Annotated in this window: 25 protein-coding genes; 14 read left to right on the top strand and 11 right to left on the bottom strand. The window is 69.4% G+C overall.

Features of this window, described 5'->3' with window-relative positions; genetic code table 11:
* Positions 1–97: 97 nt before the first annotated feature.
* Positions 98–979 (bottom strand): TauD/TfdA dioxygenase family protein, encoded by an 882-nt coding sequence (locus ACK3BB_RS16200; protein ID WP_428925672.1) that lies wholly within the window; start codon positions 977–979, stop codon positions 98–100.
* A 287-nt stretch (positions 980–1,266) separates the two neighbouring features.
* Entirely contained in the window at positions 1,267–1,749 is a 483-nt protein-coding gene (tsaA, locus tag ACK3BB_RS16195; RefSeq protein ID WP_428925671.1) for a tRNA (N6-threonylcarbamoyladenosine(37)-N6)-methyltransferase TrmO, read from the bottom strand.
* A 522-nt stretch (positions 1,750–2,271) separates the two neighbouring features.
* On the opposite strand from tsaA, the gene ACK3BB_RS16190 reads away from it, so the two are divergent.
* Genes ACK3BB_RS16190 through ACK3BB_RS16180 form a run of 3 tightly spaced genes read left to right on the top strand, consistent with a single transcriptional unit; the run spans position 2,272 to position 4,631 of the window.
* Complete coding sequence (locus ACK3BB_RS16190; RefSeq protein WP_428925670.1) at positions 2,272–2,979, top strand: ABC transporter permease; 708 nt, start codon at positions 2,272–2,274, stop codon at positions 2,977–2,979.
* A complete protein-coding gene (locus tag ACK3BB_RS16185) occupies positions 2,972–3,784 on the top strand; it encodes an ATP-binding cassette domain-containing protein (protein WP_428925669.1) in 813 nt (270 codons plus the stop codon). Before ACK3BB_RS16190 ends, ACK3BB_RS16185 begins: the two co-directional genes overlap by 8 nt.
* A 25-nt stretch (positions 3,785–3,809) precedes the next feature.
* Positions 3,810–4,631, top strand: a complete 822-nt coding sequence (locus tag ACK3BB_RS16180; protein WP_428925668.1) for a substrate-binding domain-containing protein — start codon at positions 3,810–3,812, stop codon at positions 4,629–4,631.
* Positions 4,632–4,649: 18 nt separating this feature from the next.
* On the opposite strand, the gene ACK3BB_RS16175 is transcribed toward ACK3BB_RS16180, so the two are convergent.
* From ACK3BB_RS16175 to ACK3BB_RS16140, 8 genes are all read right to left on the bottom strand, one after another.
* Complete coding sequence (locus ACK3BB_RS16175; RefSeq protein WP_428925667.1) at positions 4,650–5,543, bottom strand: substrate-binding domain-containing protein; 894 nt, start codon at positions 5,541–5,543, stop codon at positions 4,650–4,652.
* 486 nt (positions 5,544–6,029) lie between these two features.
* On the bottom strand, positions 6,030–6,629 hold the full coding sequence (pcaG, locus tag ACK3BB_RS16170) for a protocatechuate 3,4-dioxygenase subunit alpha (RefSeq protein WP_428925666.1): 600 nt from the start codon (positions 6,627–6,629) through the stop codon (positions 6,030–6,032).
* A 1-nt stretch (position 6,630) separates the two neighbouring features.
* Positions 6,631–7,359 carry a protocatechuate 3,4-dioxygenase subunit beta gene (gene pcaH, locus ACK3BB_RS16165; protein WP_428925665.1) on the bottom strand — a complete coding sequence of 243 codons (729 nt, stop codon included), beginning with the start codon at positions 7,357–7,359 and terminating at the stop codon, positions 6,631–6,633.
* On the bottom strand, positions 7,352–7,738 hold the full coding sequence (gene pcaC / locus ACK3BB_RS16160; protein ID WP_428925664.1) for a 4-carboxymuconolactone decarboxylase: 387 nt from the start codon (positions 7,736–7,738) through the stop codon (positions 7,352–7,354). The genes pcaH and pcaC overlap by 8 nt, the downstream gene beginning before the upstream one ends.
* A 368-nt stretch (positions 7,739–8,106) precedes the next feature.
* Entirely contained in the window at positions 8,107–8,586 is a 480-nt protein-coding gene (locus ACK3BB_RS16155; RefSeq protein WP_428925663.1) for a DUF6505 family protein, read from the bottom strand.
* Entirely contained in the window at positions 8,583–9,293 is a 711-nt protein-coding gene (locus tag ACK3BB_RS16150; protein WP_428925662.1) for a DUF4444 domain-containing protein, read from the bottom strand. The genes ACK3BB_RS16155 and ACK3BB_RS16150 overlap by 4 nt, the downstream gene beginning before the upstream one ends.
* Positions 9,290–10,342 carry an Mrp/NBP35 family ATP-binding protein gene (locus ACK3BB_RS16145; RefSeq protein WP_428925661.1) on the bottom strand — a complete coding sequence of 351 codons (1,053 nt, stop codon included), beginning with the start codon at positions 10,340–10,342 and terminating at the stop codon, positions 9,290–9,292. Before ACK3BB_RS16145 ends, ACK3BB_RS16150 begins: the two co-directional genes overlap by 4 nt.
* A gap of 4 nt (positions 10,343–10,346) precedes the next feature.
* Positions 10,347–10,535: a DUF6494 family protein gene (locus tag ACK3BB_RS16140; protein WP_428925660.1), complete on the bottom strand. Its 189-nt coding sequence runs from the start codon at positions 10,533–10,535 to the stop codon at positions 10,347–10,349.
* Between the two features lie 85 nt (positions 10,536–10,620).
* On the opposite strand from ACK3BB_RS16140, the gene ACK3BB_RS16135 reads away from it, so the two are divergent.
* Positions 10,621–11,373, top strand: a complete 753-nt coding sequence (locus ACK3BB_RS16135) for a hypothetical protein (RefSeq protein ID WP_428925659.1) — start codon at positions 10,621–10,623, stop codon at positions 11,371–11,373.
* 53 nt (positions 11,374–11,426) lie between these two features.
* Here the strand turns inward: ACK3BB_RS16135 and ACK3BB_RS16130 are convergent, their stop codons facing one another.
* Positions 11,427–13,388 (bottom strand): 4Fe-4S binding protein, encoded by a 1,962-nt coding sequence (locus tag ACK3BB_RS16130; protein WP_428925658.1) that lies wholly within the window; start codon positions 13,386–13,388, stop codon positions 11,427–11,429.
* Positions 13,389–13,780: 392 nt separating this feature from the next.
* Here ACK3BB_RS16130 and ACK3BB_RS16125 point away from each other — a divergent pair, with 392 nt between their 5' ends.
* From ACK3BB_RS16125 to ACK3BB_RS16080, 10 genes are all read left to right on the top strand, one after another.
* Positions 13,781–14,314 (top strand): DUF3305 domain-containing protein, encoded by a 534-nt coding sequence (locus ACK3BB_RS16125; protein ID WP_428928757.1) that lies wholly within the window; start codon positions 13,781–13,783, stop codon positions 14,312–14,314.
* The gene (locus ACK3BB_RS16120) at positions 14,311–14,985 is read left to right on the top strand and encodes a DUF3306 domain-containing protein (protein WP_428925657.1); all 675 of its coding nucleotides are present in this window, start codon (positions 14,311–14,313) and stop codon (positions 14,983–14,985) included. The genes ACK3BB_RS16125 and ACK3BB_RS16120 overlap by 4 nt, the downstream gene beginning before the upstream one ends.
* Entirely contained in the window at positions 14,982–15,593 is a 612-nt protein-coding gene (locus ACK3BB_RS16115) for a TorD/DmsD family molecular chaperone (RefSeq protein WP_428925656.1), read from the top strand. Before ACK3BB_RS16120 ends, ACK3BB_RS16115 begins: the two co-directional genes overlap by 4 nt.
* A 64-nt stretch (positions 15,594–15,657) precedes the next feature.
* Positions 15,658–15,846: a twin-arginine translocation signal domain-containing protein gene (locus ACK3BB_RS16110; RefSeq protein WP_428925655.1), complete on the top strand. Its 189-nt coding sequence runs from the start codon at positions 15,658–15,660 to the stop codon at positions 15,844–15,846.
* 133 nt (positions 15,847–15,979) lie between these two features.
* Positions 15,980–18,967, top strand: a complete 2,988-nt coding sequence (locus ACK3BB_RS16105; RefSeq protein WP_428925654.1) for a formate dehydrogenase subunit alpha — start codon at positions 15,980–15,982, stop codon at positions 18,965–18,967.
* Positions 18,968–18,981: 14 nt separating this feature from the next.
* Positions 18,982–19,575 carry a formate dehydrogenase FDH3 subunit beta gene (gene fdh3B, locus ACK3BB_RS16100; RefSeq protein WP_428925653.1) on the top strand — a complete coding sequence of 198 codons (594 nt, stop codon included), beginning with the start codon at positions 18,982–18,984 and terminating at the stop codon, positions 19,573–19,575.
* A 171-nt stretch (positions 19,576–19,746) separates the two neighbouring features.
* On the top strand, positions 19,747–21,000 hold the full coding sequence (locus tag ACK3BB_RS16095) for a formate dehydrogenase subunit gamma (protein ID WP_428925652.1): 1,254 nt from the start codon (positions 19,747–19,749) through the stop codon (positions 20,998–21,000).
* 4 nt (positions 21,001–21,004) lie between these two features.
* Positions 21,005–22,594 (top strand): c-type cytochrome, encoded by a 1,590-nt coding sequence (locus tag ACK3BB_RS16090; protein WP_428925651.1) that lies wholly within the window; start codon positions 21,005–21,007, stop codon positions 22,592–22,594.
* A gap of 4 nt (positions 22,595–22,598) precedes the next feature.
* On the top strand, positions 22,599–22,724 hold the full coding sequence (locus ACK3BB_RS16085) for a hypothetical protein (RefSeq protein ID WP_428925650.1): 126 nt from the start codon (positions 22,599–22,601) through the stop codon (positions 22,722–22,724).
* Between the two features lie 42 nt (positions 22,725–22,766).
* A complete protein-coding gene (locus ACK3BB_RS16080) occupies positions 22,767–24,113 on the top strand; it encodes a sigma-54-dependent transcriptional regulator (protein WP_428925649.1) in 1,347 nt (448 codons plus the stop codon).
* Positions 24,114–24,501: the final 388 nt, after the last annotated feature.

The raw sequence follows: 24,501 nt of genomic DNA, 5'->3' as shown, positions 1-24,501 counted from the left end.
AGCGGGCGCCGTGCCGCCGCCATGGTTCGGGCGGCGGGGGCGTGGGCGTCGCCGGGGCGGGCGGCTGCGGGCCAGCAGGCAAAGGCCCCGGGCGGGGTCAGCGGATCGGCCCGGTCTCGCGGATCGTGGTGCGGTGCATCTCGCGAAGGTGGCGGGCGCCGTCAAACCCGGTGCCGGCATGCAACACGCGCCGGTTGTCCCACAGCACCGCGTCGCCCGGTTTCCAGCCGTGGCGATAGAGGAACGCCGCCCGGGTGGCATGGGCTTCGAGCCGGGCCAGGTATTCCCTGGCGCGCTCGGCCTCCCAGCCTTCGATGCCGATCGTCGTCCGCGAGCCGAACCACAGCGCCATGCGCCCGCTGCGCGGATGGTGGCGCACCAGCGGGCAGCGCAGGATGAGCGGCCCGGCCGGATCATCCGCCGTCCCGTCGCCGGTTGCGTCCGGCGCGGCCACCGCATGCAACGCGATCAGCCGCTGGGCCTCGGCCTTGTCGGTCGGGGGCAGGGCCTCGTAGGCGCTGTACATGCAGGCAAAGACCGTATCCCCCCCGACCGGCGGGGTCTGGCGGCAATAGAGCAGCGAGGCCCGGGCCGGTTCGCTGCAGCATTGGTGATCGGCATGCCAGAACAGCGCCTCGGGCGGGGCCTGGCCGGGCCGGGCGTCGGTATTGGCGATGACGAAGATCTCGGGCTGGCCGTCCAGCCGGGCCTCGCCGGTGCCGGCGGTCTCCAGCTCGCCGAAGGCCCGGGAAAAGGCCACCTGCTGGGCCGGGGTGATCTGCTGGCCGGGAAAGACCAGCACGCCCCAGGTTTCCAGCAGGTCTTCGAGGGCGTTCAGCGTGTCGCCCCTGGGGGCATCGTCCAGCGCCAGGCCACGGACCTGGGCTCCGATGCGCACGCCCAGCGGGGTGACATCGAAACGCGGGCGATGGGGCGGAGCGGCGCGGGTGGGACGGGATTGCCTGGGTTTCAGAACCAATTCCTTTCCTGGCGGGCCGCGGGGGCAAGCCCCGGGCATGGGACCCCCGGCCCGGGCGCAGGGCGGAAACCGGGCCGTCCCCGGCGCCTCGGCCGGGCCGTGTCGGCCTGCCTCGGGATCGGGTGAACCGATCCTGCCGCGCCGCAGCGGCGCGCGCCACGGCCATTGCGATGGCGGGTGGGGCGGCGCCTGTCATATCGGGCCGGCCTGCGCAAAAATTGCGCAGACGGGGGTTTGGCTATCGCCTGGGTTGTGCTTGGGACGCCCTCGGGGCGGTCCCGGCGCGTTCAGCCGGCGGGCTTGGGCGCGGCCTTCGGGGAAAAGGCACAGCGGTCGGGCTTGATGTCCAGCAGCGGGGTGCCATCCAGGCAATCCAGGCTGCGCACCACCAGCACGTTGCCCTCGACGCGCACCAGGTCGACCATGCAGGTGCCGATCGGATTGGGCCGCACCGGCGAGCGCAGGGCAAAGGTGCCAAAGGTCCGGTCGGAATGGCCGGGGTTCTGCACGACGAGATCCCGGCGCGACCGGTCCAGCCAGTAGAGCACCTCGATCCTCGGGTAATCCTCGATGCCCTGCAGGGCCTGGTCCCAGGGCGGAAAGATCTCGATCCGGCATTCCGGCCCGTCCGGCCGGCCCTGGCGCGGGCAGAGGCTGCGGTCGGTGAACGGCGTCTGGATGCGCCCGATGAATTGCAGCGTGGCATCGACACCGGCCTGGCCGGAAACGGCGATTTCCAGCGGGCGGATGTCGGCATGGTCAGAGGACATGGGGCACGGCTCCGGGATCGGGGACGGGGATCGGGGCCAGAGTGCCGACAGACGCGAGGCAGGGCAAGTGGGGGTATTCCGGTGCCGGTGTTCGGGCGGGGCGCGTGGGTGGCTGGCAGCACCGGACTTGTTGATGGGGAACGCCGCCTGAGATCCGGCAGACACATCGCAGGGGAAAGGTGGCTTGCGGCGGCGTTTGGGCAAGGCGGCAATCGGGGCAGGGCGCGGTTCACGGATGTAGGTCGAGGATCGTTGAAAGAGCGACGGCAGACGTACGGCAAGGCAGGCGGTGGGCTTGCGGCACCGGTGTCTGCATGGGCGGCACCCAGGGCTGGATGCGGTCACGGGCCGGAACAGGGTCGGACAGGGCCAGGTCGGCGCATCGGGCAGGGCATCACACCGGCCATGCGCCGGTCCCGGAAAAGGTGTCGCAGGCGACGATTGGGGGTGCATCTCAGTTAAAGGTGGATTATCTGCGATTCTTGTGCAAATTTTCCCATCAGGTGGAGGAGAACGCAGGACATGCAGTCCGACAGCGGCATATTGGGAGCGGCCCTGGGCCTGATCCTGAGCGGTGACGCCGATCTGATCGAGATCGTCGGCCTGTCGCTGCGCGTGACGCTGAGCGCTGTCCTGCTGTCCTGCGCCATCGGCCTGCCGCTGGGCGCGGCCGTGGGGGCCTGGCGCTTTCCCGGCCGGGGCCTGCTGGCCGTGCTGCTCAACGCCCTGATGGGCCTGCCGCCGGTTGTCGTCGGCCTGGCCGTCTATCTCATGCTCTCGGCCTCCGGCCCGCTCGGCCCGCTGCGTCTACTTTATACCCCGGCTGCGATGATCATCGCCCAGACCATCCTGGTTACGCCGATCGTCGCCGCCCTGACGCGCCAGGCGGTCGAGGACCTTCAGGCCGAGTATGGCGAACAATTCGCCTCGCTCGGTGTCGGGCCGATGCGCCGGTTGTCGGCCCTGCTGTGGGATGCCCGGGTCGGCCTGCTGACCGTTGCCCTGGCCGGGTTCGGCCGGGCCGTGGCCGAGGTCGGCGCGGTGATGATCGTCGGGGGCAACATCAACCATGTCACCCGGGTCATGACCACGACGATCGCCCTGGAAACCTCCAAGGGCAACCTGCAGCTGGCCCTGGCCCTGGGCGTCGTGCTGCTGGGCCTGGCCCTGATCGTCAATGCCGCCGTCATGGCCGTGCGCGGGCTGACGGCCGAGGTGGCCCATGCGTGACATGGTCGATCCCGTGCCCTTTCCCCTGGCCACCGGCGCCGCGACGCCGCTCCGGACCCCGGCGCAGGACGCGCCCGATCCGGCGCCGATCCTGGAAACCCGCGACCTGCGCTATGTCGCCGGCGGGCGGGCCCTGATCCACGGGCTCAGCCTGGCCATCCGGCCGGGCCGGCGCACGGTGATCCTGGGGGCCAACGGCGCCGGCAAGAGCCTGACCCTGCGGCTGATGCATGGCCTGCTGCGGCCCAACCGGGGCGAGGTGCTGTGGAACGGCGCGCCGCTGGATGCCGCCGGCCGGGCCGAACAGGCCATGGTCTTCCAGAGGCCGGTGATGCTGCGCCGCACGGTGCGGGCCAACCTGCGCTTTGCCCTGGCCGTGCGCGGCTTTGCCGGGGCCGAGCGGGCCGAACGCGAGGCCCGGGCGCTGGAAACCGCCCGGCTGCAGGACCTGGCCCATCGCCCGGCCCGCGTGCTGTCGGGCGGCGAACAGCAGCGCCTGGCCCTGGCCCGGGCCCTGGCCTGCGAGCCGCGCATCCTGTTTCTCGATGAGCCCACGGCCAGCCTGGATCCGGCCTCGACCCATGCGGTCGAGACCCTGATCGACGAGGCCCATGCCACCGGGGTGACCATCGTCCTTGTCACCCATGACCAGGGCCAGGCCCGGCGCATGGGCGATGACGCGATCTTTCTGCACGAAGGGCGCGTGGCCGAAACCGGCCCGGCCGCCCGCGTGCTGACCGCTCCGCGATCCGGCCCGGCCCAGGCCTGGATCGGCGGGCGGCTGTTTCTCGACCCAACCCCCTGAGACACTCAAGACAACGGAGTTTTCCATGTTCCGACGCACATTTGCGGGCCTCGCGGCCGCAACGATCCTGGCCCTTGGCACCCCGGTGCTGGCGGCCGACGATTTCATCGTCGTGCAATCGACCACCTCGACCCAGAACTCGGGCCTGTTCGACCACCTGCTGCCGATCTTCCAGGACAAGACCGGCATCGAGGTGCGCGTCGTGGCCGTGGGCACCGGCCAGGCCATCAAGAACGCGGCCAATGGCGATGGCGACGTGCTCTTTGTCCATTCCAAGCCCTCGGAAGAGAAATTCGTGGCCGATGGCGACGGGGTCGAACGGTTCGACGTGATGTACAATGATTTCGTCATCGTCGGCCCGGCCGATGACCCGGCCGGCGTGGCCGGTTCCGACGATGTCACCGCCGCCCTGACCCAGATCGCCGAAGCCGGCGCGCCCTTTGCCTCGCGCGGCGACGACAGCGGCACCCACAAGGCCGAGCTGCGCCTGTGGACGGCCGCGGGCATCGACGCGCCGGCCGCTTCGGGCGAATGGTACCGCGAGACCGGCTCGGGCATGGGCGCCACGCTGAACGCGGGCACGGCCATGGGCGCATATATCATGACCGACCGGGCGACCTGGATCGCCTTCGGCAACAAGGGCGATTACCAGATCGCCGTCGAAGGCGACCCGCGCATGTTCAACCAATACGGCATCATCCTGGTCTCGCCCGAAAAGCATCCCGGCGTGAAGGCCGAGCAGGGCCAGGCCTTTGTCGACTGGGTCATTTCCCAGGACGGCCAGGCCGCGATTGCCGATTACAAGGTCGACGGCCAGCAGCTGTTCTTCCCCAACGCCGGGGAATGACCGCCGCGTGACAGGTGATCAGGGCGAGAGCCAGCGCACGACGCCGGCCTCGCCCAGGTCATAACCGCCCATGGCGAGGGCCTTGCGCTGCAGGGCCTCGCCGCGGGCAAAGGCCAGCAGGTCCTGGACCGGGTCGGTGAAATAGGCCCGCCGGTCGATCAGCAGGTCGAAATTCTCGGTCAGGATCGGCCGGAAGGCCAGGTTGAACTGGCGGGCCATGGCCTCGATCCCAAGCGCGGCCTCGGCCTCGCCGGCGGCCACCGCCGCCGCGGCATCGCTTTCGGTGCGCGCCGGGGCATCATAGGGCCGCAGGTCGGACGGGGTGAACCCGTGTTCGTCAAGCAGCCGGTCAAAGAGCGCCGCCGCCCCGGCGCCGGGCTGGCGCATGACCACGCGCAGCCCGCGCAGATCGCCGAACCCCGCGACGCGGTCGGCCACCTCGGGCGCCAGGATCAGCCCGCGCGCCCGTTTCGCCCAGCCCACCAGCACGCAATCGCGCAGGCCCCGCGCGGCCACGCTGCGCCGGTTCCAGCCGTCATCCTCGGGCAGGTGCAGCCCGGCCAGCGCGGCCCGGCCCTGGTCATAGACCTCCAGCCCCTCGGCGCTGCCATTGAGCAGCGTGGCCAGCCCGGCGCCGGATTCGCGCACGGCCCAGTCCAGCAGCGGATCATGCGAGCCGGTCAGGACAGCCGGCCGCTCGGCCGGTTCGGCCGGGCCGTCGCCGTCGATCCAGGCTTGCAATTCGGCCCGGGGAAACAGCAGCTTGCCGGTGATCCGCCGATGCGGGATCTCGTCGGCCGCGGCCAGGTCATAGACCTTGCGTTCCTTCACCCGCAAAAGATCGGCCACCTCGCGGGTGGTCAGGTAGATCGGGGCCTCCGCCCCGGGCGAGCTGTGCGATTCAGGAGCCATGATGTCTTCCTAGACCAGCCCGGGCCATCGGCCAATGGGGCGGCGCATGGGCATCGGCGTCGGGTTGCCCCGCTCTGGTCGGGGGCGGCGGCTGGTTGCCACGTGGAATGGCGTTGTGGTGCGGGACTTTGGGCGCGGCGTGCGCGGGCCGGTGACGTGCCTCACGCTCTGCCGGTTGTGCAAGGGGCGGCGTCGTGGCCGGGTTGGGGCGGTGAGGCTTGGCACAGGGGGCGGACGCGTTTCCCCCGGCGGGTGGCGTATCCTGAGCGGTGCGAGGCTCTACGGGGCGCGTTGCGCCCGGCCCGGTCCAGCGACACGGGCGGGGCAGGGCGGCAGGCGCGGCGCATGGTGCTGCCTGACGAAGGAGCGCGGGGCATGATTGGAACGCGGGGCGCAGGGGCGGCGGGGGCGGCGGGGGCGGGCATCGCAGATGCCCGCCCCCGCCGGTCGGATCGCGTCAGCGATCCGAAACAGCTGGTTGGGGCCTTAAAGGTCGAGGAACACCGTTTCGCCGTCGCCCTGCAGGCGGATGTCGAAGCGATACTGGCCCGGCCCGGTCTTGGCGGCGATCAGGGTGTCGACGCGCGGGCGCTGTTCGATACGCGCCAGAAGCGGGTCGGTGCTGTTGTCCTCGTCCTCGAAATAGATCCGGGTCTGCAGGCCGATGTTGATGCCCCGGGCCACGATCCACAGGGCGATATGCGGGGCCTGCCAGCCGCCGGTGCGGGTCGGCGTGCGCCCGGGCTTGACCGTGCGCAGGGTGAATTCACCGCTCTCGGCATCGGCTCCGAACCGGCAATGGCCCGTCACCTTGTCATCGGCCCCCGGCTGACCCGGATAGCGCCCGGCCGCATCGGCCTGCCAGCTTTCGATCAGCGCATCGCGCAGGGCCCAGCCGGTGCCGTCGATGACCTGGCCGCGGATCTCGATGATCTCGCCCTGGCAGCCCTCGGCGATGGGCGACAGCCCGATCTCGCGGTCATAGGCCCCGGCATTGCCGCAATAGCTGGGCATCAGCCCGATATGCACGTAGGGTCCGGCGGTCTGCGAAGCGGTTTCGACCAGGGTGTTCAGTTTCTGCACCATGTCACATGCCCTCCAGCTTGTTCTCGAACATGCTCTGACGGCGCCCGCGCAGGACGATGTCGAACTTGTAGGCCAGGTAGTCCATCGGCTTGGACTGGGCCATGTCCAGCGGCGCGACCAGCGCGTCGAGCTGGCTGCGCGACTTGATCGTCGCGGCGATCGGGCAGAGATCGATCAGCGGGTCGCCTTGGAAATAGAGCTGGGTGATCAGGCGCTGGCCGAAGGCATGGCCGAAGACCGAGACATGGATGTGCATCGGTCGCCAGTCATTGCCCCGGTTGGGCCAAGGATAGGCGCCGGGACGGATGGTCAGGAACTGGTAATGGCCGTTCTCATCGGTGATCGTCCGCCCGCAGCCGCCGAAATTGGGGTCGAGCGGGGCAAAGTAGCTGTCCTTCATGTGGCGATAGCGCCCGCCGGCATTGGCCTGCCAGATCTCGACCAGGGTATGGGGAACGGCGCGGTTGTTCTCGTCGACGACACGGCCGTGGATCAGGATACGCTCGCCCACCGCCGGAGCCGCGCCACGGGTCCAGTTGAGGATCAGGTTGTTGTCCAGAGGGCCGAGGATGTCATGGCCGAAGACCGGGCCGGTCTCTTCGGTGATCGAGCTGTCGGCGCTGAGCAGGGCCAGTTTCGGCGAGCGCGGAACGGTGGTCTTGTAATCGGGATCGAAGGCGACGGGATGCGCCGCGCGGTTGCGTGGGATGAGCGGTCCCTGGTCAGTCATCTGTGGCTTCCTCCATTTCAGCGAATGTCTGCTTGGCCAGCTTGATGGCATGGTTGGCCTTTGGCACGCCGGCATAGATGGCCACGTGCAGGAAGGCCTCCATGATGTCGTCGCGGCTGGCGCCGGTATTGGCCGTGGCCCGGACATGCATCGGGATTTCCTCGAAATTGCCGGTGGCCGCCAGAAGGGCCAGGGTCAGCATCGAGCGTTCGCGCGGCGGGATGGCCTGGCCGGCCCAGACCGTGCCCCAGGCGCCTTCGGTGATCAGCTGCTGGAACGGTTGGTCGAACTCGGTCTTGCCGGCCTCGGCCCGGTCCACATGGGCGTCTCCGAGCACCGAACGGCGTACGGCCATACCTGTGGTGTAGCGATCGGACATGGACAATCCCCTCCTCGTCTTCGTGCCATGGGCGGGGCGCGTCAAGGCGGCCCCTTGGTCGATCGCGGGCAGTTTGACATGAATTGAGGGAAGGCAAAAATGGAAAATCGCCGGGTTTACTTGTCAGGATTGGCAAGTAACGGGTCTTTGCGCTGCGATGATGGGGAGGGGCGTCGCGGTTCAAGCGGCGCATTGCCTGTCACGCCAAACCGGCGCGTTTGACGTCGTGGAAAACCGGCGCGCCTTTGCCATCCCGCCCAGGCCGGCGCGTTTTGCTTGTCGCGCCCTGGCAGGCGCGCCGCGCCGGTCACGTGCTGTGCCGGTTAGGTGTTGTGCAGGTTGCGCGTTGCGCCCGTGCGGCCCGGCGATCAGGGATCGGCCGAGCCGTGCACGGCAAACTGGCCCAGATCGGCCTCGCGGGCCTCGATCACCCGGTAGGCCTCGCGCACGCCGGCCGGCGTCAGCTCACGCGAGACGGTCAGCAAGGTGTTGGCCTCGTGCTCGTCGCACAGATCGCCCATCTGGGCGATTTCCTCGGCCGCGACGGGCCGGGCGGCCTCGACCGAGGGCGCGCCATAGAAGGTCACGAAATGATGGGCCAGCAGGTCGGTCAGGGTGGCCACCTCGGCCGGTTCCAGCGTGGTGACGGCTACGAAGGTCACCCGCCCGCCGGTTTCCAGGCCGAACCAGCCGTTGGCAAAGGCCTGGCGGGCCTTGCCTTCGAGGTCGGCCTCGGTCCAGTCCGAGAATTCGAAGCCCCCCGAGATGCACCATTCCCCGGTCCGGGCCGGGTTGTTGTAGACGCGGCTGTCGCTTTCGTCGAAATGGATGGCACGGGCGAGTTTCAAGGCATGTCCTCCAGCAGGTGGGTCAGCGGAACCAGGTGGGTGGTGTCGTCGCGGGCGATCAGCAGGCCAAAGCTCTCGTCGGTGCCCAGCACCTTGCCCGGGTGGTCGGCCAGCGTGCTGGCCTGGCCGATATCGGGCACCAGCCCGCGCCATTCCTCGTGCAGCACCCGGTTGCCGTCGGCCTCCCAGCGGCCGATCCAGTTGAGCGTGTGGCGGGCCCAGGCCTCGAGCAGGGCCTCGGGCGTGACCTCGCCGCAGCCTTCCTCGTAGAGCGCGGTGATCTGCGGATCGGCGCCGCCTTCGGTCAGGGTCAGGCGCAGGTCGAGGGCCACGACCAACCAGTCGGGCGGCCCGGCGGCAGGGCCTCCGGGATCGGCGGCATGGGCCCGCAGCCGGCCGCAGGCCGCGCCGTTGAGCAGGATCGTGCCGTCCCAGCGCAGCTCGACGGCCACCTCGGGCGGCGACAGCGCGCCCAGGGCGTTCTGGAACCCCACGCCGCAGAGCGGCAGCATGATCATGGCCCGGGCCAGGTCGACCTCGGGCGCAAAGACCAGGGCGGCCTGCATCGCGGCAGGGGTGACCCGCCAGGTCATCAGACCGGCGTCGCAACCCTGCATGGCCGCCTGGCAGGCCGCCCGCGCCGGATCGTCGGCGCAGGCCCGCGCCGACATCAGCGGCGGCAGCAGCAGCCCGCCCGGGCCGGTCATGCCATGCCCTGGGCGACCAGCGCCTCGGCCACGGCGGCAAAGGCCCGGGCCTGGGCGCTGTCGGGGGCCGAGACGACCACCGGCGCACCGCCGTCCGAGGCCAGGCGGATCTCCAGGTCGAGCGGGATCTCGGCCAGCAGGGGCACGCCCAGCTTGGCCGCTTCGGCGGCCACGCCGCCATGGCCGAAGACATGCTCTTCATGCCCGCATTTGGAACAGACATGGGTGGACATGTTCTCGACCATGCCCAGGATCGGCACGTCGAGCTGGCGGAACATGTCTATGCCCTTGCGCGCATCCAGCAGGGCCACGTCCTGGGGGGTCGACACGATGACCGCCCCGTCGACATGGGCCTTCTGGGCCAGGGTCATCTGGACATCGCCGGTGCCCGGCGGCAGGTCGACCAGCAGCACATCGAGCGCGCCCCATTGCACCTGGGTCAGCATCTGCTGCAGGGCGCCCATCAGCATCGGCCCGCGCCAGACCACGGCCTGGTCGTCATTGGTCATCAGGCCCAGCGACATCATCGTCACGCCGTGGTTGCGCAGGGGCAGGATGGTCTTGCCATCGGGCGAGGCCGGCCGGCCGGACACGCCCAGCATGCGCGGCTGGGACGGGCCGTAGACATCGGCATCCAGCAGGCCGACGCGCCGGCCCTGCTGGGCCAGGGCGCAGGCCAGGTTCGAGGTCAGCGTGGATTTGCCCACGCCGCCCTTGCCCGAGGCCACGGCAATGATCCGCTCGACGCCCGGCACCTTTTGCGGGCCCTTGGGTTCGGCCGGGCGCTGGGGCTTGAGATCGGGCGGCGGCGGGGTGGATGCGGTCATGACAACCGACACGCCCGCCACCTCGGGCATCGCGGCCAGCCGGGCCTCGGCCTCGGCCTTGACCGGCTTGTAGGCCTCGGCCCGCGAGGCCGGCACGTCCAGCACGAAGCGCACCGCGCCTTCGGCCGACACGGTCAGCGCGCGCACGACGCCGCTGGCGACGATGTCGCCGCCGGCAGGGTCGGCAATGGTCTTCAGGACGGCGAGAACGGCCTCGCGCATGGGCTTATTCTCCCTCGATCGAGCCGGTGACCTCGTGGGTCAGGCCGAGCTCCTCGATGGTGATCACGGCCTTGACGGCATAGGTCTTGCCGGCTTCGCCCTTCTCGCGCACGGCGGCTTCGATTTCCTGCTGCGAGGTCACGCCGACCTGCTTGAGGAACTTGCGCATCGACATGTTGAATTCGTCGGTCATGGTCTGTGTCCTTTCATATCTTCGGGGACATGGCTGTGTTTCGTTGCGGTTGACCGGCAGGCCGGCCCGGCCCTAGGTTGACCCCATGGGCCTTCGCCGCGCAATGATCCTGATGGCGCTCTGCCTGTCGCCCCTGCCGGGCGCGGCCGAGGACGGCCCGGTCCGGCTGCATGTGCCGGCGGCCCTGGCCGAGACTGGCCTGCTTGGACATATCCTGCCGCGCTTCTCTCTCAAGACCCGGGTGCGGGTCGTCCTGGTCGACGATCCGGCCCAGGCCCAGGTCCTGCTGGGCGACAGCGGCCGGCCGGTCTTTGACGGGCCGGGCGGGGCCTGGCGGATGCAGCTGGCCCCGGCGCCGGGTCCGGGGGCCGAGCGGCTGGCCGGCTGGCTGACCTCCGAGGTCGGGCTGAACACCGTGCTGTCCTTCACGCCCGAGACCGGTCCGGGCTTTGCCGCGCCACAGGTCGTGGCCGCGCCGGAGGCCGCGACGATCCTGGCCGGTGATGCCCGGCTGGGGCTCGACGTGTCGCGCCGGGCCTGTGCCCGCTGCCACGCGGTCGAGGAGGCCGGGCGCAAGACCGATATCGGCTCGACGCCCAGTTTCTTCGTGCTGCGGGCCTTTGCCGACTGGGAAGACCGTTTTGCCGCCTTCTACGCGCTCAACCCGCATCCGGCCTTTACCCAGGTCGCCGAGATCACCGCGCCCTTTCCGCCCGACCGGCCGTCGCCCATCGCCCCGGTCCACATGACCATCGACGAGCTCGAGGCGCTGATGGCCTATGTCTCGCGGCTGGCCCCGGCGGACCTGGGCGCGCCGTTGCAGGCGCAGGACTTCTGAACCGCAGCCATGGCTGATCGGCCGGGCCGGACCCGGCCGCGGAGGCAGGGCCATCAATGGTCCCGCCGCTTGCTCAGGTAATCGTCGGTGGTGCGCGGCCGGGGCCGCTCGCCGCCGGCAAAGGGGTTGTTCTGGGCGTGGTACTGGGCGTTCACCCGGCAATCGTCGCACATCTGGATCATCCGCAGCGCATCGCCCTGGGCGAACATGGCATGGCCGGCCAGCTTCTCCATCACCCGTTCGACCGTCGATTTCACCCCGAAGAGCGAGCCGCATTCGACGCAGGCAAAGGGCTCTTCCTCGTTCAGCACTTCCTGTTCCAGGGCCGTGTCGGCCAGGTTCAGGCGGGGCTCATAGGTGATGGCATCCTCGGGGCAGATATTGGCACAGAGCCCGCATTGCAGGCAGGCGTCTTCCTGGAAGCGCAGCTGGGGCAGGTCGGGATTGTCGCCAAGCGCGCCCGAGGGGCAGAGCGAGACGCAGGACAGGCACAGGGTGCAGGCATCGGTATCGACCAGCACGGCGCCGTAGGGCGCGCCTTCGGGCAGGGGCAGGGCGGTGCCGGCGGGATAGAGCGCCCGGGCGGCCTGGCGGGTGATCTGGCGGCGGGTGCCCATCGGGCGGACCGGAGCATGGGTGACCGCCGCGGCCACCTGGTCGAACAGCAGGTCCGACAGCGCATCGGGATCGGCCAGGTCCAGCAGGGCCACCCGGGCCGGGCCGCCGATGGCCGCGGCCAGGGCAACCTGGGCGGTCAGCGCATCCCGGTCGGCGCCCGGCCCGGGCAGCAGTGCCACATGGGCAAAGCCCGCGCCCAGGGCGGCCACGGCCTCGGCATGGCCGAAGGCGCCGATCGCCGGCAGTTCCATCGGCACCACGTCGGCGGGCAGGCCCCGGCCATGGCGCGCGGCCAGGCGGATCATCTCGGCGCCATGGGCATCGGTGACCAGCAGGCGCGGGTCGTGGCCGCCGGCGGCCAGGTAGGCCCGGGCCAGCGTCTGCACCCGCAGCATCGTCTCGTCCACGGCCGGCGCGTCATAGCTGATCGCCCCCGACGGGCAGGCCGCCGAACAGGCGCCGCAGCCGGCACAGATCATCGGGTCGATGCCCACGTGGTCGCCCTGGGGCGTGATCGCCCCGGTCGGGCACAGGTCGAGACAGGTCGTACAGCCGGTCTGGCCGGCCCGTTCATGGGCGCAGAGCAGCGGTTCGGTGCGTACGTAGAGCGGCTTTTCGAAGGTGCCCAGCAGGTGCGACGCGGCCAGGACCGCCGCCGCGACCGACGGCGGATGGGCCGGGTCGGCCCGCAGGTAGCCTTCGCGTTTCTCATGGGCCGGGAACAGCGGCAGGCCGCCGCGCAGGTCGAGGATCACGTCACATTCCGCGCTGCCCCCGTCACGGGCCGCGCCCGGCTCGGGCGTGCCCCGCCCGCCGGGCCGAAGCTCGCGCACGCCATCGAGGGTCAGGTTGAACTGTCCCAGCGCGCCCCGGGCATTGCGGATGCGCCCGATCATCACGTCATGGTCGCGCGGATCGGTCAGCGCCTGGCCGTCGGCCAGCAGCAGGGTGACCGACAGGTATTGCGCCAGCGTCGCCGCGGCCTCGATCGCCACCTCGGCCGCGCCGCTCTCGGGCGCCAGCACCAGGCACAGCCCCTCGGAGACCACGTCCATCGTCTTGGCCGGCCGCGCGGGCAGCTGGGCCTCGGCCAGGAGGGCGGCCATCTTGGGCAGGGTCGGCGCGCTGTCGGCGGTCCAGCCGGCCCGGTCGCGCAGGTCGACCAGCGGCGCCGGGTCGGTGCCCAGCTCTTCGGCCAGGTCTTCGAAGATCCGCGCCTGCTGCTGGCAGGCAATCATCGTCTCGCCCCGGGTCAACCCGGCCTCGGCCCGGCCGATCTCGCGGGTGCAAAGAGCCGAACAGGCCGGTGCCACCTCGATGCCGGTGGCCCGGGACAGGGCCTCGGAATCGATGGTCATGCTGCCCGAACAATCACATGTTATCAGATGCTTGACCATGTTTTTCCCGTCCTGCTCGCGCCCCTGTGGCGCTTGGCTCACGCGCGGTCCCCGCGGGCCCCCCGGGGGCCCCAAGCCGCTGCGCGCCAGAGCCTAAACGCGTTTTCAGACCGGCGGCAACCGCTTTTCTCGCCGCTCACCGGGCGTCAGCCGGCCCATCCGGGGCGTCGCGATTCGCCGGCCGGGGCGGAACAATTTCCCGACATTTTCAGTCGAGATGGACAATTCGTCCCGCGCCGTCCCGGCGGCCTTTCACGGCGGGCCAAATTGACCCGAAAGGGCGATGAATGCCGTCGTGCACCGTTTTCCCCTTTCGTTCGTGCCCGGGGCTGATTCAATAAGCGCGGGGAGGGACCGCATACGTGATCCGCAATGAAAAATCCTATCGCACGATGCCCATGGGTGTTGTTGTCCGGCGCAGGCCCGGTGTGACCCGTTGGGTGGCATGGGACTGGCGTGCCGTGGCGGTGCTGCCCGGTGCGAGGCCGGCCGATTGGGTGGAATTGCGCCGCGAAGGTCCGGCCGTCGAATACCATGCCGCCACGCCGGTGCTGGAACTGCACGGTGCGGAAACCGAATCCTACCGCCACAACCTGGCCTCGGACATGCCCGGGCTCTACGTGGTCATGCGGCCCCAGAAGGCCGAGCCGCCGTTCCGCGTGCTGCTGGTCACGGCCTCGCCCTTCGAGGCTCAGGATTACGCCGAGAGCGGCGAGGACCTGGTCGAAAAGGTGCCGATGCCCGACGGGCTGATCGCCTGGATCGAGGCCTTCATCGAGGAATTCCACCGCGAAAGCGTTTTCGTGAAGCGCCGGCGCGACAAGACCCGGGTCGACCAGGTCGAGGACGGCATCGGCGATGCGCGCATCGCCCAGCCCGGCGATGTCTATCGCTCGCCCGCCGCCCGCCGGAGGCGCCTGTCATGAGCGATTTCTGGGCCCGCCGCAAAGCCGCCGTGGCCGCCGAGGCCAGGGCCGAGGCCACCGCCCAGGCCGTGGCCGAAGAGGCCCGCCACGATGCCGCCCTGGCCGAGCGCAGCGATGCCGAACTGCTCGATGCGGCCGGCATGCCCGATCCCGACACGTTGCAGGATGCCGAGGCGATCCGCCGGTTCCTGGCCGCCGATCTGCCCCAGCGCCTGAAATCCCGCGCCCTGCGCCGGCTGTGGCGCACCAACCCGGTGCTGGCCAATCTCGACGGGCTGGTCGATTACGACGACGATTACACCGATGCGGCCATGGTCCCCGATGTCATGCGCACGGCCTACGAGGTCGGCCGGGGCATCGCGCCCAGGATCCGGGACATGGCCCTGAATGCCGGCGAAGCCGGCCCCACGACATCCGGCGACAAAGCCGCCGTGGGGGCGAAGACCGACAGCGGCGCAGCCGCCACCGATACAAGCGGCGTAGCCGCCGACGATACCAGCGGCGCAGCCGCGACCGGTGACACCCGTTCCACCGCCGAGGCACGTGGCGCAGCCGCGCCCGAGGGGCCCGGCCCCGAGGCCGCCCCGGCCGAGGATCTGCCGCCGGCCCCGCGCCGGCGCATCCGCATCACCTTCGACGACCAGCCCGACATCCAGCAGGAGACAGCATGAGCGCCGCGCCCGATATCGCCCGCATCCCGGAAGAAGACCGCCTGCGCGCCGATCTCTACAATTTCCTCGGCGTGCTGCTGGCCAACCCGGCCGACCAGGGCATCCTGGACCAGGCTGCCACGCTGCAGGGCGATGAATCCACCGATCTCGGCCGGGGCATCGCCGGCCTGGCCCGCACCGCCCGGGCCACCGGGCCCAAGGCCGTGCGCCGCGAGTTCAACACGCTGTTCATCGGCCTGGGCCGGGGCGAGCTGCTGCCCTATGCGTCCTATTACCTGACCGGCTTTCTCAACGAGAAACCGCTGGCCGCCCTGCGCCAGGACATGGCCCGCAACGGGCTGGCCCGGTCGGACACCGTGTTCGAACCCGAGGACAACATCGCCTCGCTGATGGAAATGATGGCCGCCATGATCGTCGGCCGCTTTGGCCCGCCCGCCGGGCTGGAGGTCCAGAAGACCTTCTTCAACCGTCATATCGCGCCCTGGGCCGGCCATTTCTTTGCCGATCTCGAAGCCGCCAAGAGCGCCGTCTTCTATGCCGCGGTGGGCACCACCGGCCGGGCATTCATGGATATCGAGGGGGAGGCCTTTCGATTGAGCGGGGCCTGACCCCCGTAACGAACCGGCGGCCCGCGGGCCGCCACAACCCAGGTGTGAGAGAAGGAGTGCTCACGTGACCACGAAGAAAGAGGCAGCGAGCCGCCGCGACTTTCTCAAGCTGGCCGGAACTACGGCGCCGATCGCGGCCGCCGTGGCCGTGACCGGCGCGACCCAGGCCGAGGCCGCCGAGCCCGACCCGGCATCGGACCGGATGCAGGATACCCTGCACACCCGGGCCTATTACGACAGCGCGCGGTTCTGAGAAGACCGCCGCACAGATGAACCGGGCCCGCGCCCGGACCCGGCCCGGGGCGGGCAGGGGTCCGGCCAGGGGCCGCACCAAAGCCAAGCGAGCGGGGCGGAACGGTCCCGGCGAGCAAGGGGAGACGAGAGACATGCTCAGGAAGAAGACAAACGGTGCCGCGCGTCGACCGCAGCGCACCAGCATCCTGTCCGACATGGCCGAAAAGACCGTCGATCGCCGCAGCTTCCTGCGCGGCTCCGGCCTGGCCATCGGCGGGCTTGCCGCCATCAGCGCCACCGGCGGCACCGTGAAACCGGCCCAGGCCGCGGCGGCTGCCGCCTCGGGGACGGTGGACCTCAAGAAATCCGTCTGCACCCATTGCTCGGTCGGCTGCACGGTCATGGCCGAGGTGTCCGACGGCGTCTGGATCGGCCAGGAACCCGGCTGGGACAGCCCGTTCAACCTGGGCTCGCATTGCTGCAAGGGCGCCTCGGTCCGCGAGCACGCCCATGGCGAGCGCCGGCTGAAATACCCGATGAAGAAAGAGAACGGCGAATGGGTCCGCATCTCGTGGGAGCAGGCCATCGACGAGATCGGTGACCAGATGCTGCAGATCCGCGAGGAAAGCGGGCCGGACAGCGTCTATTGGCTGGGCTCGGCCAAGCATTCCAACGAACAGGCCTATCTCTTCCGCAAGTTCGCGGCCTACTGGGGCACGAACAACGTCGATCACCAGGCCCGGATCTGCCATTCGACGACCGTTGCCGGCGTGGCCAACACATGGGGCTACGGCGCCATGACCAACAGCTACAACGACATCCACAATTCCAAGGCCATCTTCATCATCGGCGGCAACCCGGCCGAGGCCCATCCCGTCTCGCTGCTGCACCTGCTGAAGGCCAAGGAACAGAACAACGCGCCGCTGATCGTCTGCGACCCGCGCTTCACGCGCACCGCGGCCCATGCCGACGAATACGTGCGCTTCCGGCCCGGTTCGGACGTGGCCCTGGTCTGGGGCCTGCTGTGGCACATCTTCGAGAACGGCTGGGAAGACAAGGAATTCATCCGCACGCGCGTCTGGGGCATGGACCAGATCCGCGAGGAAGTGGCCAACTGGGGCCCCGACGAGGTCGAGCGGGTCACCGGCGTGCCGGAAAGCCAGCTGCGCCGGGTGGCGCGGACGCTGGTCAACAACCGCCCCGGCACCGTGATCTGGTGCATGGGCGGCACCCAGCATACCAACGGCAACAACAACACCCGGGCCTATTGCATCCTGCAGCTGGCGCTGGGGAACATGGGCACCGCCGGTGGCGGCACCAACATCTTCCGCGGCCATGACAACGTGCAGGGCGCGACCGACCTGGGCGTGCTGGCCGATACGCTGCCGGGCTATTACGGCCTGTCGGCCGGGGCCTGGGCCCATTGGGCGCGCGTCTGGGACGAGGACATCGACTGGCTCAAGAGCCGCTTTGCCGTGATGCAGGGCGCCGATGGCAAGGATGTCGAGATGATGGGCCTGACCGGCATCCCGGTCAGCCGCTGGATCGACGGCGTGCTGGAAGAAAAGGAAAACATCGACCAGCCCGACAACACCCGGGCCATGGTCCTGTGGGGCCACGCGCCCAACTCCCAGACCCGCCTGCCGGAAATGAAGACGGCAATGGAAAAGCTCGACCTGATGGTCGTGGTCGATCCCTATCCGACCGTGTCGGCCATCCTGCAGGACCGCACCGACGGGGTCTACCTGCTGCCGGCGGCGACCCAGTTCGAAAGCTATGGCTCGGTCACGGCGTCCAACCGGTCGATCCAGTGGCGCGAACAGATCGTCGACCCGCTGTTCGAATCCAAGCCCGACCACGTCATCGTGCACAAGTTCGCCACCAAGTTCGGCTTTGCCGACCGGCTGTTCCGCAACATCGAGGTCAACGGCGAGGAACCCCTGATCGAGGACCTCACCCGCGAATTCAACAAGGGCATGTGGACGGTGGGCTATACCGGCCAGTCGCCCGAGCGGCTCAAGCTGCACATGGCCAACCAGCACACCTTCGACCGCACCACGCTGCGGGCGAACGGCGGGCCCTGCGACGGCGACTTCTACGGCATGCCCTGGCCCTGCTGGGGCACGCCCGAGATGAACCACCCGGGCACGGCCAACCTCTACGACATGTCGATGCCCGTGGCCGAAGGTGGCCTGACCTTCCGCGCCCGGTTCGGCGTGGAACATGATGGCGACAACCTGCTGGCCGACGGTGTCTATTCGGTGGGCTCCGAGATCCAGGACGGCTACCCGGAATTCACCATGCAGATGCTCATCGACCTGGGCTGGGATGGTGACCTGACCGCCGAGGAACGCGCCTCGATCGAGGCCGTGGCCGGCTATGTCGCACCGGAAACCGCGGGCGACGGCCAGGAAGAGGTCGGCGAGACCAGCCAGACCGGCGAACGGCCCAGCGATTATGCCGAGCAGGTCGGTGGCGTGAACTGGAAGACCGACCTGTCGGGCGGCATCCAGCGCGTGGCCATCGCCCATGGCTGTGCGCCCTTCGGCAATGCCAAGGCCCGCGCCGTGGTCTGGACCTTCCCCGACCCGGTGCCGAAACACCGCGAGCCGCTCTATTCCAACCGCCGCGACCTGGTCGCCGACTACCCGACCTACGAGGACCGCAAGTTCTGGCGGGTGCCGACGCTTTATGCCTCGATCCAGAAGAACGACTTCTCGGAAGATTATCCGATCATCCTGACCTCGGGACGGCTGGTCGAATATGAAGGCGGCGGCGACGAGACCCGGTCCAACCCCTGGCTGGCCGAGCTGCAGCAGAACATGTTCATCGAGATCAACCCCCGCGATGCCAACAACCTGGGCGTCCGCGACGGGGCGCAGGTCTGGGTCGAAGGCCCCGAGGGCGGCAGGATCCGGGTCATGGCGCTGGTCACCGAACGGGTCGGCTCGGGCGTGGCCTTCATGCCCTTCCACTTCGGCGGGCATTACCAGGGCGAGGACCAGCGGGGCAAATATCCCGAAGGGTCGGACCCCTACGTGCTGGGCGAAAGCACCAACACCGCGCAGACCTATGGTTACGACAGCGTCACCCAGATGCAGGAAACCAAGGCAACCCTCTGCAAGATCTGGGCCGCGTAAGGAGACATCGAGACATGGCACGCGCAAAATTTCTCTGTGACGCCGAACGCTGCATCGAATGCAACGCCTGTGTGACCGCCTGCAAAAACGAGCACGAGGTGCCCTGGGGCATCAACCGGCGCCGGGTGGTGACGATCAATGACGGCAAGCCGGGCGAACGCTCGATCTCGGTGGCCTGCATGCATTGTTCCGACGCGCCCTGCATGGCCGTCTGCCCGGTGGATTGCTTCTACCAGACCGAAGAAGGCGTGGTCCTGCATTCCAAGGACCTCTGCATCGGCTGCGGCTATTGCTTCTACGCCTGTCCCTTCGGCGCGCCGCAATACCCGCAGGCCGGCAACTTCGGCTCGCGCGGCAAGATGGACAAGTGCACCTTCTGCGCCGGCGGCCCGGAAGAGAACAACTCGACCGTCGAGTTCCAGAAATACGGGCGCAACCGGATCGCCGAGGGCAAGCTGCCGCTCTGCGCCGAGATGTGTTCGACCAAGGCCCTGCTGGCCGGTGACGGTGACGTGGTCTCGGCCATCTACCGCGAACGCGTGGTGGCCCGGGGCTTCGGCTCGGGCGCCTGGGGCTGGGGCACGGCCTACGACCAGAAGGGCGGCTGAGCGCGGGGCCCGCGCGGCCCCGTCGAAACCGCAAGGTGAAACAGGAAGGGCAGGGCGGTCGGGCGATCGCCTTGCCCTTCGTCCCCGAGACGCCCGGCCCGGAAGGGCCGGTGCGGCGACGATCCCCCCGGCCCGGGCAGCACAGGGCGTTGGACAGGGAGTATCCGGCATATGACCAACAGATCCACGGGCTTCGGATGGTTCCTGGCCCTCATCCTCATATCCGTCGGCCTGGCCGTCACCCTGATGCAGCCGGCAACCGCGCCGGACCCGCAGGTGGCCGCCCGGATCGAGGCGCGCCAGGCCACCGGCGGCGCGCAGACACTGGACGACATCCTCGCCCGCCAGCGCGGCGAGACCGTCAGCAACGATTTCCGCAAGCTCAACATCGGCGACCCGGATCATGCCGCGCCGATGACCGGCCAGCTGGGCACGCTGGGCGGGGCGTCCGACCCCGATCTCTGGCGCGCCCTGCGCTTCAACGAGGCCGATATCCGGGTCTCGGCCGGGGGCGACGTGGCCAAGGTGCTGGTCCAGGACGGCGGCATGACGTGGTACGAATTTCGCAAGGGCCCGCTGATCACCTATGGCGGCTGGCTGCTGCTGGGCACCATTGCCATCCTGGCCGTGTTCTACCTGCTGCGCGGCCGCGTCCGCGTCGAAGGCGGGCTGGCCGGGCGCACGGTGCAACGGTTCAAGTTCATCGAACGCGCGGCGCACTGGACCCTGGCCGGTTCGTTCATCCTGCTCGGCCTGACAGGCCTGCTCAGCCTGATGGGCCGGTTCTACATCGCGCCGCATTTCGGCAAGGAGGCCAATGCCATCCTGCTGACCTGGTCGAAATACATCCACAACAACGTGGCCTGGGCCTTCATGGTGGCGCTGGTGCTCGTCTTCGTCATGTGGGTCTGGCACAACATTCCCGACAAGACCGACATCACCTGGTTCAAGCAGGCCGGGGGCATCATCGGCGACAACCACCCGCCGGCCAAGAAGTTCAACGCCGGTCAGAAGATCATCTTCTGGTCGGTCATCCTGCTGGGTGCGTCGATCTCGCTGTCGGGCCTGTCGCTGCTCTTTCCGTTCGAGCTGCCGCTCTTTGCCAAGACCTTCGGGTTGATCAACGACATCGGCGTGCCGGGCTGGTTCGGCCTGTCGCCGCTGCCCGTCAACCTGGCGCCGCAGGAGGAAATGCAGCTGGCCCAGGCCTGGCATGCCATCGTGGCCTTTGTTCTGATGGCCATCATCATCGGCCATATCTACATCGGCACGCTGGGCATGGAAGGCGCGTTTGATGCCATGGGCAACGGCCAGGTCGACGAGGCCTGGGCCCATCAGCACCATTCGATCTGGCTGGACGAGGTCAAGGCCCGCGAGACGGACCCGGCCGACGCCGCGGCCCGGGGCGCGACCCCGGCGGAATAGGCCGGTGCCGGTCGCGGTCTTCCGGCCCGGCCCGACGCCGGCCGCCGCCCCGGCCGATGGCCGGCCGGGGCACGGCGCGGTCGTGCGGCTGGCCGGTGGCCGGCCGGAGTGCGGGGTGTTCGTGCGGCGGGCCGGTAATCGAGCGGGGCGCGGGGCGGTCCGGCGGCTGGCCTGCCTGATCATCACCCTGTCGCTCGGCGCTCCGGCCGCCGCGCAGGACTTCACCACGCTCAAGGGCCATGGCGGTCCGGTCATGGGTATTGCCGTGGCGCCCGACGGGCGCATTGCCACGGCCAGTTTCGACAATTCCGTGGGCCTCTGGCAGGACGGGGTGCCGGGCTGGCTGGAGGGCCATGCCGCCGCCGTCACCGCTCTGGTGTTCACACCGGATGGCGGGCTGGTCTCGGCAGGCGACGATTTCACCATCCATCACTGGCCGGGCCCGCTGACCGCCGCCACCCCGCCGGCGCCGCGGGTGATCGGCCGGCACCAGGGCAAGATCCAGGCCCTGGCCGTCACGCCTGACGGCCGCTGGCTGGCCAGCGGCAGCTGGGACGGCACGTTGCGGCTGTGGCCGCTGTCGCCGGGGGAGGAAGGCGCATCCGGCCCGTCATCTGCTGCATCGGACGCATCCGGCCTGCCGTCCGCCACGCCCGACGCACCCGGCCCTTCGCCCAGCACACCCGGCGGGCCCCGCTTGTCGCCCGGCGAAGCCGGGCCGCCGCGCAGCCTGCACGCTCCGGGATCGGGGATCAACGCCCTGGCCCTGTCATCCGATGGCACGCGCCTGCACGCTGCGACAACGGCCGGCGAGATCCTGGCCTACGACCTGACCGGCCCCGACGATGCGCCGCCTTTGCCCCTGGTGCGCCACGGCTTCGGCGTGAACGAGCTGATCGCCGGGCCGGGCTGGCTGGCCTACGGCGCCGTCGATGGCGGCACCCGGGTCATCGATCCGGCCACCGGTGCCGCGCTGGCCGATTTCTCGCTCGACCGCCGGCCGATCCTGGCCATGGCCTTTCACCCCGCGACCGGCCAGCTGGCCGTGGGTGACGGGCAGGGCTATATCATGGTTGTCGACACGCGGGACTGGCGCATCGCCCGCGACTACCGCGCGACGCGCAAGGGCCCGGTCTGGGCGCTGGCCTTTTCGCCGGATGGTGCCATGCTCTATGCCGGCGGGCTGGACGACGTGGCCTATGGCTGGCCGGTGGCCCTGCTTGAGGCCTTTGACGCGACCATGGGCCAGGAGCGCAGTTTCCTGCGCGAGGCCGGGACGATGAGCAATGGCGAGCGCCAGTTCATGCGCAAATGCTCGATCTGCCACGCCCTAGACGACGGGCCGTCGCGCAAGGCCGGGCCGACGCTCTACGGGCTGTTCGGCCGGCGGGCGGGCAGCGTGGCGGGATATGCCTATTCACCCGTTCTCGACGGGTCCGACATCGTCTGGCAGGACGCGACGATCGATGCCCTGTTCGACGCCGGCCCCGACCATTACATACCCGGTTCAAAGATGCCGATGCAGGTGATTGCCGCGCCGGACGACCGGGCCGACCTGATCGACTTCCTGCGGGAAGCCACCAAGAAGGACTAGACAGATGAAAGCCATCCTTGCCGGTTTCGTGGCCATGGCCTTGATTGCCATCGGCGCATATGCTGGGCTGACACATATGGGCCTGACCTCGCAGGCGCGCAATTCCGGCGCGGATGTCAGGCTGGATTGACCGACGGGCCCAAGACGTGACGGCCCGACAAACGGGGGAGCCATGACCGAGTTCACAGCCGAACCCTATGGCGAAACGCTCGCCAGCGCGTCGATCCTCGTGATCGACGACGAGGTGGGCATGCGCAACTTCCTGACCAAGATCCTGCGGCCGCGCTGCAAGCGGGTGGAACAGGCGGCGTCGCCGGCCGAGGCCTCGGCCCTGCTGGACGAGGCGCATTTCGACGTGGTGATCCTGGACAACATCCTGCCGGGCAAGAAGGGGCTGGACTGGCTGGTCGAACAGCGCCGGCTGGGGTTCTTTGCCGACACGGTGATGATCACGGCCTATGCCGACCTGGAAACGGCCATTGCCGCGTTGCGGGCGGGCGTCAGCGATTTCGTGCTGAAACCGTTCCGGGCCAACCAGATCCTGAATGCCGTGGCTCGGACGCTGGACCGCAAGATGCTGCGCCAGGAAAACCGGCTGCTGCGCCATGAACTGTCGGCGGATACGGCGGCCGGGCGCGGGCCGCTGATCGGCCATTCGGTGGCGCTGACGGCGGTGCGCCAGATGCTGCACAAGCTGGCCCCGCTGCAGACCCCGGTGCTGTTCACCGGGGCGTCGGGCACGGGCAAGGAAATCGCCGCGCGGACCCTGCACGCCCTGTCCGACCGTGCCGAGGCGCCCTTCGTGGCGGTCAATTGCGCGACGATCGCGCCGGACCGGATCGGCGAAGAGCTGTTCGGGGTGATCGAGAAGGGCGACAAGCGGGCGGCCGGGCTGTTCCTGCTGGCCGACGGGGGCACGCTGTTGCTGGACGAGGTGGCGATGATGCCACCGCAATTGCAGGCCATGCTGCTGCGCGTGCTGGAAGACCGGCGGATCCGGCCGGTGGGGGGCGAGCGGGACATTCCGCTGAACCTGCGGTTCTGCTTTGCGACCAATGACGACCTGCCCCGGGCGGTGGCCGAGGGGCGGTTCCGGGCCGACCTGTATCACCGGATCAACATCGTGACCGTCGACATGCCGCGGCTGCAGGAGCGGTCGGAGGATATCGTCGAACTGGCCACGCATTTCATGCAGAGCTTTTCCCAGGCCCTGGGCATGCCGGCGCTGGAGCTGGACGAGGAGACGCTGCTGAAGCTGCGGCGCTACGACTGGCCGGGCAACGTGCGCGAGCTGCGCAACCTGATCGAGCGCTCGGTCATCCTGGGGGCCTTTCCGCCGGAATTTGCCGGGCGGGGCGAGGTGACGGGCGAGCGGGCCATCGAAACGCTGGACCTGGTGATGCAGCGCCACATCCTGCATGTGCTGGACCGCTGCGACGGCAACCGGGCCGAGGCTGCGCGGCGGCTGGGTGTGTCGCGCAAGACGATTGACCGGAAATGCGCGTCCTGGGCGATGTGACCGTCCCGCGGGTATCGTGAGATCAACGGGAGGGGGCATGCGCTGGTGACGGTAGGGCCTTGTGCCTGCGTGGCGCCTGTGGCCGGCGGGTGAAAGGCCGGTCGGGGACCGGCCTTGCCTCCGGCGGGGAATACTTGAGAAGAGAAAGAAGCAGAAGCGCGCGCCCGGTTGCCCGAAGGCGCGCGGGGCGGTCAGGGAGCGTTTGAGTGGCGCCGCAACTGGCCGCGCATTGGCGAGGTCGCAGCGGATGGATGGCGGCGGCGCGGCCTGTGGCACGGGGGGAAAGACGGTATCGGGCGCGGGACCGCCTGTGCCCCGTTGACCAGCCGCGCGGAGGATCGGGGCAGTGGCACCGTCCTGCTGCTTCTTTCTCTTCTTAAATATCCGG

The organism is Marinibacterium sp. SX1, assembly GCF_050389775.1.
GTDB lineage: Bacteria > Pseudomonadota > Alphaproteobacteria > Rhodobacterales > Rhodobacteraceae > Marinibacterium.
The sequence above is the reverse complement of the archived record's forward strand: the minus strand, read 5'-3'. Positions and strand labels throughout refer to the sequence as shown.